The following is a 12,491-nucleotide window of genomic DNA, read 5'->3' as shown; positions in this document are numbered from 1 at the left end:
ACGGCTCAAACTTTAAATTACGGTTGGTATTGTCCGCTAAGTGTTAAACCAGAGAAAGTGCTATAAGCGTTAACGCTCAAGTGCCAAGTACCTGCTTGTGGATTGGTAAATGTACATGTTTCTGCGTTGCCATTTTTATAAGGGCGACAATCGTACGTAGTGGTTGTTGGTTGGCTGCCATATTTTACAAATAAGTCTGCATCGCCACTTCCACCCGACGTTGTTACTGTAAACGTACTCATTCCTGCAGGTACATCTAACGTGTAATGTTTCCACTGACCAGTATTGGCTGTCACATCGCTTATAGTGCCGCCGCCAGCTTGTGGAGTGCCTGTACCGCCACCAGACGATGAACCACCAGTAATATTACCTACCAAGCTCACAGCTGAATACGCAGAGTAGCCGTTAAGCATTACGTGGTAAGTGCCTGCTGTAGGGTTATCAATAGAGCACTCTTCGCTATTACCGCCTTTATAAGGGCGACAGTCATAGGTAGTAGTTGTAGGTTTACTGCCCGCACGTACGTATAAATCAGCATCACCAGTACCACCACTCATAGTGAATGTTACGTTAGTTGCACCGCTTGGTACTGTCATCGTGTAAAATGCTTGTGCATTTGCAGCCCCACTTAAACCTGTTTTAGCTTCACCATTAATCAGCTCGCTATCACCGCCTGTAGGCGGAGTGATGCCGCCACTTGCTGCTGCAACAGCTGCGGCTGCATCAACAATACCCGTACCACAGCTAGTACATGTAGCAGGGAACGAACGGGTTGTTGATTTTAAAATACTTTCTATTTCGTCAGGCGTTGCATCTGGTTTTGCTTGCTTAATAAGTGCCGCAACACCTGCTACGTGAGGCGCAGCCATTGATGTACCTTGCGAATAACCGTAACTGTCGCTTGAAGGTGTAGACGAACCTGAGTTATAAGTTGATAGAACACCTTCTGAGTCGTTTGCAAAGCTTTGCGCCCCACCCGGTGCTGCAACATCAATATTGCTACCGTAGTTTGAGTAATAAGCTCGACCGCCATTACGACCTACTGATGCTACGTTTACTACACCATTACAGTTACCTGGATTGTAGTTTGCTGAGTTATCGTTATCGTTACCTGCAGCAATAACTACCACAGTGCCGTTACTACGCGCGGTGTTAATTGCATTTTGAGTTGTCGAGCTACATGAACCGCTGCCACCTAAACTCATATTTATTACATCTGCAGGGTTTGAGTTAGCAGGAATGCCTGAAACACTTCCGCCAGATGCCCAAATAATACCATCTGCAATATCAGAGGTTAAACCACCACACTTACCTAGTACACGAACAGGCACTACTTTTGCGTTATAAGCTACGCCTGCAACACCTTCACCGTTATTGGTTACCGCAGCAACTGTGCCGGCTACGTGCGTGCCGTGCCAGCTAGAGTTTTGTGCACCGTTAGTGCCACATTCATTCGCAGCAACTGCATCACCAGGATCACGTGCATCGCTATCGCGACCACCGCCATCGTTAGCTACCGATAGGTTAGAGATCATATCGTAACCCGGTAAAATGTTAGCATTTAAATCGGCATGTGGGCGGTAACCCGTATCTAGTACAGCTACAACGACACCGCTACCCGTTGCGGTATCCCATGCGGTCGGTAAGTTTAAACCACCGGCTTGCTCGTAGTAGTGCCATTGGTCATCAAAACGTGGATCGTTAGGAGTTGAAAACGGCTTTAACATTTGATCCACTTCAATGTATTCCACATTGCCAGAATCAACCATTTCTTGCATAAACTCTTGGGCCTCTGCCGCACTTAATTTTTTATCAGCACGCATTACGTGATGGTTATTAAGTGCCATTGCACGAACGTATTTTGCTTTTACTTTGCCTTTTTTAGAAGCGAAGTTTTTAACAAAGCTTTGTGCGCGCTTTTTCATGCTGGCTGGGCTTGCGTCTGCAGTTGAGAGGCTCGCCATTTCGTTATTATTTTTATATTTAATAATGAACTGAGTTTCGAAACCGCCTTGGCTTTGTAGTTTAGCCGACGTTTCAGCCATTGAACTTGAAACTGATTGAGCCATGCCAGATGTTGCAGCAAAAAGCGTACTAACTGTAATTGCAATTGCGCATCTTTTAAAAGTTTTACTTGTTGTCATAATTATCCCTAGATTTTTATTTATTATTTCGTGATGTAAGATCACGATGCGGCAACAAAAGTAAATGATCTGTTAACTGGGTTAAAATATCAATTTATTATGTACCTCTTTCATTTAGTTATAACTCAGGTTTTTAGCGGTTTACTCGTTGTTTAGTATTTGTCATATAAATTAAAAATAAGTATAAAGGATTGATTTGTTGTGCGGGTAATTATTCCCGACTTATTACTGATGCGTTTTTGTTGTGTTATTGCTAATAATTTAAATGCTACGTTGTTAGCTATCAAACTTTGCTATAATCGGAAAAATTTTTTAGTAGGGTAAAATAATGAGTCAAGTAGATGTAATTGTAATAGGTGCGGGAGCAGCAGGATTAATGTGTGCAGCGCAAGCTGGATACCGTGGCCGAAGCGTTACAGTACTTGATATGGGGAAAAAACCAGGTCGTAAAATTTTAATAAGTGGTGGTGGGCGTTGCAATTTTACAAATGAAAATGCAACCCCGGATAACTACTTATGCACAAACTCTCATTTTGTTAAATCATGCTTAAGTCGTTATACACAGCATGACTTTATTGAGCTGGTGGACAGACATGGCTTGGCGTATCACCATAAAACACTAGGCCAGCTTTTTTGCGATAACAATGCACAAGACATTGTTGATATATTACTGACCGAATGTGAGTGGGCCGGAGTAAATATAAAGCTACGCAGTGAAGTGATCAGCGTATCAAAAACCGAAACCGGCTATAGCGTTACCACAGAGCAAGAAACATTAAGCTGTGAGTCGTTAGTTATTGCATCGGGTGGCTTAACCATGCCAAAACTAGGGGCTACACCAATAGGCTATAAAATTGCAGAGCAGTATGGCTTAAGCGTGTTACCAACCATGGCAGCACTTGTACCATTTACTTTGCATCAGCATGATAAAGAGCGTTTTGAAGGGCTCTCGGGAATTAGTATCCCTTGTGAAGTTTCAAGCGAAGACGGCACCGTATTTAAAGAAAATATCCTCTTTACTCACCGAGGGTTATCGGGCCCTGCAATATTGCAAATAAGCTCATTTTGGCGAGCAGGGCAGGCTGTCACTATAAACCTGCTACCTGAAATTGATTTAAGGCAACAACTTGCTGATTGGCGTGAAACACAAGCCCAAAAGTCGTTAAAAAACAGCCTTTCGACTATTTTACCTAAACGCTTTATAGAAATACTGCATGAAAGCAAAGCGATACCAGATTGTAATATTAATCAGCTTACACATGCCCAAATAGATGAGTTAGTTAATTACATTCATGCGTGGCAAATTAAACCCAATGGCACAGAAGGTTATAGAACAGCAGAAGTAACATTGGGCGGTGTAGATACCGACGAGTTGAGCTCAAAAACCTTTGAAGCTAAAAAAGCTAAAGGCTTATATTTTATAGGTGAAGTAACCGATGTAACGGGTTGGTTAGGGGGCTACAATTTCCAGTATGCTTGGAGCTGTGGATTTGCTTGTGGGCAGTACGCTTAAGTTTAGGCTATAGACCCATTTAAGTAAGTTGATTGAGCGATAACGGTTGAATCGTTATCGCTAACACATACTTTATTGCGTCCATTATTTTTAGCCTTATATAGCGCTGTATCAGCCCGCTCCAATAGTTTTAGCACTGTATCGTCTTTTTGTATCGTTGCTAACCCAATACTTATAGTAAATGCTATATTTGTAATGGTGTTTTCGGCAATATATTTTCTCAGGTCATCAGCTTTTTTAGCGCTATCATTTAAAGAGGTGTTCGATAAAATAATAGTGAATTCTTCTCCACCCCATCGCGCAATAAGTGCATCATTTCCCATACGAATTTTTAATATTTTAGAAAATTCAGTGAGTACGTTATCGCCAACTAAATGCCCGTAGGTATCGTTTATATTCTTGAAGTGGTCTATATCGCAAATAAGTAAGCAATGCGGGGTTTTAAAAACGTCGTTTTTAGCAATTAACTGTGATAATTCAAAATCAAACTTTTGCCTGTTATAAAGCCCAGTTAACTTATCGGTTTCTGCTAAGTGTTGAATTTCTAGGTTACGGATAGATAGTCGGGTGTATGCCGAAAACCGTGTTTTTTCGTAAAATCTAAAAATCAAAATATGAGCAAGACCTACTTCAATAAGATTAAATAAAGAGCCTAAGCCAATTGTTACAGTTTGCTGTTGTTGTAAGTACACAAGATACGCACAAATAGCAAAAGCGACTGCACTAAATATACTCCCCCAATTTCTGCCAACTAAAAAAAATGTGAATGGCGGAATAAGCGTGGCCCAAAATAAAGAGTGGGCATGGCCACCAACTGAAATCACAAACATCATTATTAAGCTAACGACCATAAGGGTAACAGCCCACGCTGCTGCATTTACGTTGGCTGTTTTATTAAACCAAGTATAAATACCTAACGATATCGTAAGTCCTAATGCATCAATTAAAGCAATGTCATAGCTTTCAAAATAAAAAAGATTGAGGAGTGTTAAAACTAAAAAGTAACATGTGGTTATTAGTAAAGAGTGGGCTATTAAGCGAGTACGCCAAAAATCCTTATGGTCTTTTGGGTATTGTGGAAACTCTTTGTACCAAAAACCTAGCATAATGAACGACTCTTTAACCTCTGAATTTAGTGATTATTACTTATATTAGGCTTTTATTATAGTTTTTTACTTTGATTAAAACGCTTATATACGGTGGTGTTTATAAAAGTTTAAAGAGCATTACAGCATTTTTCAAAGGTATGAAGGACTAGGTAGTGACTGATTACTTAAATGTAATATGCCTCGCCTTGATTTAATTGACGCAGAGCTCAACGTTATCGCTTACGTAGAGCTCTGAATAAATGTTATATCTATTCCTCTATAAATGCCTCGCCTTGTGTCATCCACTTTGCAGCTGGTTTGCCTTTTAAGTAATGATCAAAGTACTGCATCATACGCACTGAAAAATCGACCTGATTAGGAAACTTTTTCAAGTGGTGTGGTTCACCTTCGTATTGTAAAAATGTAGCGTCTTTTCCTGCACGGCGTAGCGCTAAATAATACTGTACGCTTTCATGCCAAGGTACTGCATCATCTTTGTCGCCAGACATTATTAAGATAGGCGTATTAACTTTGTCTGCAAAAAATACTGGTGAGTTTTCTATGTAAAGTTCTGGTGCTTCAAATAAGTTTTTGCCAATACGGCTTTGTCCTGTTTCGTATTGAAATTGACGAGCAAGGCCCGATTTTAAACGTATGCCACTGTAAGCACTTGTCATGTTTGATACTGGTGCGCCAGATACAACCGCTTTAAACATATCTGTTTGGGTTATCATAAACGCACTTTGATAACCTGCCCAAGAGTGACCTTGTAAGCCTATTTTATCTGGGTCGGCTATGCCTAAATCTATTAATTTTTGGGTGGCGTTTATCATGGTTTGCGTTGACGATTTACCCGGGTGACCTATTTCAAAACGAATATCAGGTAAAAATACCGCATAGCCATTTGAGGTAAACATAGGGAAATTAGGGCGATGGTTTAATTCCATTTTTGGAAAATCAAACATACGCTGGCTCATGTAACGATAAAAATACACAACCACAGGCACTTTATCGCCTTTTTTATAGCCCGCTGGTTTTATTAGTACGCCTTGTAAGTCTTCGCCATCAAAACCTTTATAGCTTATCAGCTCTGGCTTTTCGCCCCACGCAAAATTACTAATTTGTGGGTTTAGGGTGGTCACTTGTTTTGGTGAACTAAAGCTAAAATCTGTTTGGTAGTAATCAGGAAATTGGTTATAAGTTTGCGAGGTGAATAAATACTTGTCAGCCTTTTTGGCTTTTTTAACCATATCAAAGCGTTTATTACCGCTAAGCACCTTAGTTATTGTGTTAGTGGTTAAGTCGAGCTTTGCAACTTCGCTTTGTTTAATTTGTAAGTTAATAGCAGAGACAAGTAATGTATCGCCTTTTTTAAAGCCCACTTGGGGTTTATCAAGCTTAATAACACGGTACTGCGTATTGCTTTGCTTACCATTAGTTAGGCGTTTAGCAAGCTGCGTTTTTACGTCAAATGCCCAAATATCGTATTTACTATAAGCAAGCACTTGGCTGCTGTCGGTCATCCAACCAGCAAAACCATAACCAGGTTGAGTAGATGGGTAGTCGTGTTTATCATCAGCAAAGGTTGCCTGAATCGCTTTTGTAAGCGGTGTTACTTTATTATTTTTTAAATCTTTTAGCTGTATTTGGCTATCGCTAAAATAAGCTGCAAATTCACCATTTGGTGCAAGGCTTGGCCTAAACGAGTAGTTACTAATAATGGAAGTTTGTTTACCGGTGTTTATATTTACTGCAAAGTAATCAGCAAAAAAACCGCCGTACATTATTTTTTCTAGGTAGGGGATGTTAGATGAGCCAAGTAAAGACACATCTCGCTCAGGGTTTAGTGCAACCTCAGGCATATTAGTGGTACTTAGCTGTACCACTTTTTGCGAGTTAACGTGATATACCGCGCTGTAATGGCGGTTTTTATTAATTTCGTTCCATTGCTGTTCTTCACGCGGTTTTATTTGCGCATCGTTGTTGTGCCATACATCTAAACCTTTGTGTTCACGAATGGTGTCAAAATCGTATAGTGAGGCTTCGTCGGTATATTCTTTGGCTTTTACTTTAGCTGCTAATTTTGGATGGTTTTCAAAATATAAGCGCTCGCCATTTTCTGACCATTTAAGGGATGCTGTTTTACCTAGGGTCCATGTTTTATCAGGTGAGGCTATTGTTGAAAGTTTATCGTTTTTATATAGCTGTAAACTGTAGCTTCGACGGCGCGTGTCATCATTTACATAGTTACCTAATGTAAACGCTGCAATATTGTCAGTTGGGTGCCATGCTATTTTATTTGCGATTGCGCCCGGTTCATCAATTAATACGCTGCTATTAAAGTCACTTAGCTCAATTAACGCTATTTGGTTGTTATTACCATCGCTGTAACTTTGACTCACTAATAGCTGGCTGTTGGCTGAGTTAATCGCGTAGCTAAATACGTTTTCTATTGTATGGGTGCGTTTATCAGATAAATTTACGATAACAAGCGCATAGCTCTTATCTTTTTTATCGGGCGTGATAGCGTTGTCTACTTCGTTTTTAGCGCTATCGGTTTTATCTTCTACTTTTGCGTCATCGTCTTTTTTATTTAAACGATAAGCAAGCCACATACCGTCATCAGATACCGTGTAATCTTTTACATCAGCAAAGTTTTGTTGGGCACCTGATTGCGTGTTTACGAGTACCAGATTGTTTTTAAGTGTGTCTTTTTTTTTGGTTATTTCTTTTTCAAGTAAGGTAGGCACTTGTGTAAAAGCGACCCAGTTAGCGGCTTTATTAATATGAGGCTTAGTGCCGCGCTCTACTTCTGCGATGAGAGTATTGCTTTGTAGTGAGTAAACTTGGCCAGTTGCATTTCCACGATACGGCGTTGCACTAAAAGTGAGTACTTGACCATTGTCAGATAGTTGCGTGCTTTTAGCTGATTTAAAACTAAAAACGTCTTTAAATTGTAGCGATTCTTTGGCGTGTATGCCGGTGCTAGTTAAGCTGGCAACGAGTGCCGTGCTTAATAAGGTGAGTTTTGTTTTCATTATTGATTCTCGTATTATGACATTGTTTCATTGTAACGAGTTTGGTTCATAATTCGAGCGGATCAGTTAAATGGCAGCTACATACGACAAAACGACCCGTAGGTCGTTTTTTGGTATTTAATTTATTAATTTAGCAGTAATTACAGCCAAATTTTTTGTAGCTCAAGCCATTGTTTTTCAAATTGAACACTTGGCTTTGCTTTAAAGTCGCTACGTACAAACTGATTCATTTTGCCTTCAACGTAGGCAAGTAAAAAGTTTGCAAGTGTAAGCTCATCACTTTGAAAGTTTTTACCTTCACGTAATTTACGCTCACGAAGTACTTGTTTAAACTGAGTTTCTAATTTTTCAAACAGACTTTGTACCCGCTCGCGTAAACGTTCCTGCTCACCTTGTAATGCGTCGCCAGTTAAAATACGAGTAATGCCTGGATTTTTTTCAGCAAAGGTTAGAAGTAATAATAGAATGTTATAAATGCGCGTTTGGCTTTCTTTTTCGTTTTCAATAATAATATTTATACGAGATAAAAGGGTATCTTCAATAAACTCAATTAAGCCCTCAAACATACGCGCTTTGCTCGGAAAATGACGGTATAGCGCGGCTTCAGACACACCCACCTCAGCAGCTAGTTTTGCTGTGGTGATACGTTGTCCTAAATTAGTTTCTAACATTTGTGCGAGTGCTTGCAGTATTTGCTCTTTGCGATTACTTCTTTTTGTCGCAGGCATGAACATTCCTTTTTATTAGTTATTCTTAGTGGCGCAGTTAAGAACCCTAGTCATTTTTTGTTCAAATGATTGGCGTATGTTAATGTTTTATTCAGTTTGTTTCCAGCCTTTTTATAGATGTTTAGCCAGCTGTTCGATCACCTTGCGAGCTATTTCTATTTTACTTGTTGTTGGTAATTCTAGTTGTTCATTATGCCAGTACAGTGTTAAAGCATTATGATCGGAATTAAACCCTAAGCCACTTTTTGATACGTCATTAGCGCAAATCATATCTAGATTTTTATTTTGTAGTTTACCTTTAGCATAGCTTTCTACATTTTGAGTTTCGGCGGCAAATCCAACCGTATAGGGGCGGTTTTGTGTAAGGTTGGCAATAGCTGCAATTACGTCAGGGTTTTTAGTTAAAGTAAGGGTGAGTTCGTCGCCTTGCTTTTTCATTTTTTGAGTCGCAATGTTTGCAGCTCGATAATCCGCAACAGCAGCGCAACCTATAAAAGCATCTGATTGTGGTGCATAGGTAAGTGACTCAGTTAATAGCTCCTCAGCGCTTTCTATATTGATAAGGTTTACGCCAGTAGGGGCTTTTATAGTGACTGGACCCGAAATTAAATTAACCTTAGCACCGAGTTGCAAAGCGGCTTCTGCCAGTGCATAACCCATTTTTCCAGAGCTGTGATTTGATATAAAACGTACCGGGTCGAGAGGCTCACGCGTTGGGCCTGCTGTTATTGTAATTGTTTTTCCTGCAAGTAATTGCGGTTGCTCTTTTGCTATACATAGCGCAACTAGCTCATGTGGCTCTAACATGCGTCCAGCGCCTATATCGCCGCAGGCTTGCTCACCTTTACCTGGGCCCCAAATAAGTACGTTACGTGCCTTTAATGTGGCTAAATTAGCTTGTGTTGCTGCGTGTGCATACATTTGCTGGTTCATGGCTGGTGCAACTGCGACTTTTGCAGGCGTTGCTAGCAGTAACGTCGTTAGTAGGTCGTCAGCAATGCCGGCTGCCATTTTAGCAATAATATTACAGGTAGCAGGAGCAACTAAAATTAAGTCAGCCCATTTTGCAAATTCAATATGCCCCATTGAAGCTTCAGCAGAAGGGTCTAGTAATGAGTCAGAGACTGTTTCTCCACTAACGGCTTGCATGGTCAGTGGTGTAATAAAGTGTTTAGCTGATTCAGTCATAACTACTTTTACTTCACAACCAGAGTCTTTTAATCGCCTAACGAGTTCTGCACATTTATAAGCTGCAATACCGCCGGTAATACCTAGTACAATTTTTTTGTTTGTTAAGTTAGTCATGGATGTTCATCAGTTTTTATTAAATATTGGGCTTAAAATAACAAATCTTTACCCATACAGCGAAGTTTTTTAATTCGAAATAACAGGCTAAATTTCAAATTTGCATTACATTTATAAGACACTTTCGCCTCTCAAGGATGAATAATGCAACTTACGTCACTACCAAACTCACTTCGACCTCGTGAAAAGCTCATAGCAAAGGGGGCTAAGGCGCTGACTGACGCAGAGCTTCTTGCCATATTTTTACGAACAGGGTTACCGGGAATGAATGTAATTGAGTTGGCTCAGCATTTATTAAACGAGAATAAAACACTTCATAATTTGTTTAATGCCAGCATTGAGGAGTTTTGCTCTCAAAAGGGGTTAGGGACCGCTAAGTATGTTCAGCTACAAGCTGTGTTAGAGCTAAGCCAACGTTATATGCAGGAGCGTTGCCAACGAGACGCCGTGTTTAATTCGCCAAACTCAGTTTACGATTACCTAACAATTCAAATGCGAGGTTTGCAACAAGAAGTATTTATGGTGTTATACCTAGATAGCCAAAATAGATTAGTAAAAGATGAAATACTTTTTTATGGCACAATTAATTCTGCCAGCGTTTATCCGCGTGAAGTGGTAAAGGCTGCCCTTAAAAATAATGCAGCCGCTGTTATTTTTGCGCATAATCATCCAAGTGGTATTGCAGAACCGAGCCAAGCAGACAAACTTATTACTAATAAATTGCAGCAAGCACTGCAATTGGTCGACATAAGTGTGCTCGATCACATCATTGTTGGTGGAGAAACGTGTGTTTCGTTTGCCGAGCGAGGCCTGATTTAGCTTTGTTAGATACAGAAGTGTATTAAAAATGAGCTGTTTAACGTGTTTTGGCAAATTAGTTTAATTTAAATGCAGTTTTTACTTTCCCTAAGGGCATTCGATCTTTATAATTAGCCGCTATCAAATTTACATATATGAGCTGATTGGATAGATCAGTGTTTGATCTTTGCCTGTAAAAGCTGTATAAAGAGCGCCCTTCGATTTATCTCTAGGGCGGAAATACACGGCCTTAGATTAAATTAAGCTCGAGCGAAGTTATTGGAGATATATAGACATGTCTAAAGTATGTCAAGTTACAGGTAAGCGTCCTGCGGTTGGTAATCACCGTTCACACGCGAGAAACGCGACTAGACGTCGTTTCCTACCTAACCTACAAACACACCGTTTTTGGGTTGAAAGTGAAAAACGTTTTGTAACATTACGCACTACTACTAAAGGTATGCGTATTATCGATAAAAAAGGCATCGACACGGTTCTTACAGAAATCCGTGCTCGCGGCGTTAAAGTTTAAGGATCTGAATCATGCGCGATAAAATCCGTTTAGTTTCAACTGCCGGTACTGGTTTTTTCTACACTACTGACAAAAACAAACGTAACATGCCTGAGAAGATGGAAATCAAAAAGTTTGATCCAAAGATTCGTAAACATGTTCTTTTTAAAGAAGCTAAAATTAAGTAATTTTAGTTCTTTTAGAATTTAAAAACCCAGCTTAGGCTGGGTTTTTTGTTTTTAAAAATATGATTAGTGAATTGATATAAAAAAACCTCGTTGGCATAACCAACAAGGCTTTTAAATCAATAAATGAAAACACAATTAGATTTTTGTGAATGCATCTTGTAGTGGTGGTACTACTTGCTTTTTACGGCTCAGTACACCATCTAACCATACTTTATCATCCTCTGGTTTTACACCGTAAGCCTGCTCAACTAAGTTTGCATCGTCAGATACAATTAGCATTTCTGAGCCTTCTTTCATTATATCGGTAAGCAGTAAAAATACAGAGTGGCGATTACCCTCAACTTTTAGCTTAGCAATATCGGCTGCAAGGTCTGCTTTAATATCGTCAAAAACAGCAAGGTCGATTACTTCTAGTTGGCCAATGCCTACTAGGTTACCGTTCATGTTGAAATCTTTAAAGTCACGCATTACTAAATCACGTGCTGGTGTGTCTTCTACCGCAGATTTAACACGGAACATATCCATACCCAGTTCTTTAAAATCTTCTACGCCTGCAATTTCAGCTAGCGCTTCAACACATTTAATATCGGCAGTGGTACATGTTGGTGATTTAAATATGACTGTGTCGCTTAAAATTGCACACATCATAATACCCGCGATGTCTTTAGGGATTTCTACGCTGTAGAAGTCGTACATCATTTTAATAATGGTGTTTGAACAACCAACAGGACGAATCCAACATTCAAGCGGGGTAGATGATGTTAAGTCACCTAATTTGTGGTGATCTACCACGCCAACAACGCGAGCTTGGTCGATATCATCGGGTGCTTGTGTTTTTTCTGTGTGATCTACAATATACACATCTTCACCCGCGTAGCTTAATTTAAGCTCTGGTGCTTCGAAGCCAAATTTATCAAGGATAAATTGAGTTTCAGGTGAAATTTCACCAAGACGAGTTGGAATTGCAGGCTCATCGATTTGGTTTTTTAAATAAGCCAGTGCAATTGCACCACAAATAGAATCTGAATCTGGGATTTTATGGCCCACTACATACATAGACATTGACGGAACTCCTTTAAATTTGCCGATATTCTAACAAAGTCTGCGGCCTTTAACATATAGACAGCGCAATTAAGTTTTAGTTACACTTTAAAATCTTGAATTTACTAGGTGTATTA

At 39.7% G+C, this 12,491-nt stretch carries 10 protein-coding genes; 4 read left to right on the top strand and 6 right to left on the bottom strand.

Features of this window, described 5'->3' with window-relative positions:
• Positions 1 to 17: 17 nt before the first annotated feature.
• A complete protein-coding gene (locus I6F44_RS02890) occupies positions 18 to 2,144 on the bottom strand; it encodes a S8 family peptidase (RefSeq protein ID WP_197173272.1) in 2,127 nt (708 codons plus the stop codon).
• A 328-nt stretch (positions 2,145 to 2,472) separates the two neighbouring features.
• Here I6F44_RS02890 and I6F44_RS02885 point away from each other — a divergent pair, with 328 nt between their 5' ends.
• Positions 2,473 to 3,657, top strand: coding sequence for an NAD(P)/FAD-dependent oxidoreductase (locus I6F44_RS02885; protein WP_197173271.1), 1,185 nt, complete (start codon positions 2,473 to 2,475; stop codon positions 3,655 to 3,657).
• Between the two features lie 2 nt (positions 3,658 to 3,659).
• Here the strand turns inward: I6F44_RS02885 and I6F44_RS02880 are convergent, their stop codons facing one another.
• The 4 genes from I6F44_RS02880 to coaBC all read right to left on the bottom strand — a co-directional run bounded on the left by I6F44_RS02880 (position 3,660) and on the right by coaBC (position 9,816).
• On the bottom strand, positions 3,660 to 4,763 hold the full coding sequence (locus I6F44_RS02880) for a GGDEF domain-containing protein (protein ID WP_197111625.1): 1,104 nt from the start codon (positions 4,761 to 4,763) through the stop codon (positions 3,660 to 3,662).
• A gap of 251 nt (positions 4,764 to 5,014) precedes the next feature.
• Entirely contained in the window at positions 5,015 to 7,783 is a 2,769-nt protein-coding gene (locus tag I6F44_RS02875) for a S9 family peptidase (RefSeq protein ID WP_197173270.1), read from the bottom strand.
• A gap of 140 nt (positions 7,784 to 7,923) precedes the next feature.
• Positions 7,924 to 8,511 carry a nucleoid occlusion factor SlmA gene (gene slmA / locus I6F44_RS02870; protein WP_007581932.1) on the bottom strand — a complete coding sequence of 196 codons (588 nt, stop codon included), beginning with the start codon at positions 8,509 to 8,511 and terminating at the stop codon, positions 7,924 to 7,926.
• Positions 8,512 to 8,622: 111 nt separating this feature from the next.
• Positions 8,623 to 9,816: a bifunctional phosphopantothenoylcysteine decarboxylase/phosphopantothenate--cysteine ligase CoaBC gene (coaBC, locus tag I6F44_RS02865; protein ID WP_165735476.1), complete on the bottom strand. Its 1,194-nt coding sequence runs from the start codon at positions 9,814 to 9,816 to the stop codon at positions 8,623 to 8,625.
• 144 nt (positions 9,817 to 9,960) lie between these two features.
• Here coaBC and radC point away from each other — a divergent pair, with 144 nt between their 5' ends.
• The 3 genes from radC (at position 9,961) to rpmG (ending at position 11,313) form a co-directional block, all read left to right on the top strand.
• Complete coding sequence (gene radC / locus I6F44_RS02860) at positions 9,961 to 10,635, top strand: RadC family protein (protein ID WP_007581936.1); 675 nt, start codon at positions 9,961 to 9,963, stop codon at positions 10,633 to 10,635.
• A gap of 274 nt (positions 10,636 to 10,909) precedes the next feature.
• Entirely contained in the window at positions 10,910 to 11,146 is a 237-nt protein-coding gene (rpmB, locus tag I6F44_RS02855; RefSeq protein WP_004335549.1) for a 50S ribosomal protein L28, read from the top strand.
• Between the two features lie 11 nt (positions 11,147 to 11,157).
• Positions 11,158 to 11,313, top strand: coding sequence for a 50S ribosomal protein L33 (gene rpmG / locus I6F44_RS02850; protein WP_004335545.1), 156 nt, complete (start codon positions 11,158 to 11,160; stop codon positions 11,311 to 11,313).
• Positions 11,314 to 11,448: 135 nt separating this feature from the next.
• Here the strand turns inward: rpmG and I6F44_RS02845 are convergent, their stop codons facing one another.
• On the bottom strand, positions 11,449 to 12,375 hold the full coding sequence (locus I6F44_RS02845) for a manganese-dependent inorganic pyrophosphatase (protein WP_197173269.1): 927 nt from the start codon (positions 12,373 to 12,375) through the stop codon (positions 11,449 to 11,451).
• Positions 12,376 to 12,491 lie beyond the last annotated feature (116 nt).

It is taken from the genome of Pseudoalteromonas sp. NZS11_1 (genome assembly GCF_015864275.1).
Classification (GTDB): domain Bacteria; phylum Pseudomonadota; class Gammaproteobacteria; order Enterobacterales; family Alteromonadaceae; genus Pseudoalteromonas; species Pseudoalteromonas arctica.
This window is presented reverse-complemented; position numbering and strand designations above follow the sequence as displayed.

Bases quoted from the DNA above. Each gene is read 5' to 3' on its own strand.
- I6F44_RS02890 (WP_197173272.1), bottom strand. From the start codon at position 2,144: ATGACAACAAGTAAAACTTTTAAAAGATGCGCAATTGCAATTACAGTT.
- I6F44_RS02885 (WP_197173271.1), top strand. From the start codon at position 2,473: ATGAGTCAAGTAGATGTAATTGTAATAGGTGCGGGAGCAGCAGGATTA.
- I6F44_RS02880 (WP_197111625.1), bottom strand. From the start codon at position 4,763: ATGCTAGGTTTTTGGTACAAAGAGTTTCCACAATACCCAAAAGACCAT.
- I6F44_RS02875 (WP_197173270.1), bottom strand. From the start codon at position 7,783: ATGAAAACAAAACTCACCTTATTAAGCACGGCACTCGTTGCCAGCTTA.
- slmA (WP_007581932.1), bottom strand. From the start codon at position 8,511: ATGCCTGCGACAAAAAGAAGTAATCGCAAAGAGCAAATACTGCAAGCA.
- coaBC (WP_165735476.1), bottom strand. From the start codon at position 9,816: ATGACTAACTTAACAAACAAAAAAATTGTACTAGGTATTACCGGCGGT.
- radC (WP_007581936.1), top strand. From the start codon at position 9,961: ATGCAACTTACGTCACTACCAAACTCACTTCGACCTCGTGAAAAGCTC.
- rpmB (WP_004335549.1), top strand. From the start codon at position 10,910: ATGTCTAAAGTATGTCAAGTTACAGGTAAGCGTCCTGCGGTTGGTAAT.
- rpmG (WP_004335545.1), top strand. From the start codon at position 11,158: ATGCGCGATAAAATCCGTTTAGTTTCAACTGCCGGTACTGGTTTTTTC.
- I6F44_RS02845 (WP_197173269.1), bottom strand. From the start codon at position 12,375: ATGTCTATGTATGTAGTGGGCCATAAAATCCCAGATTCAGATTCTATT.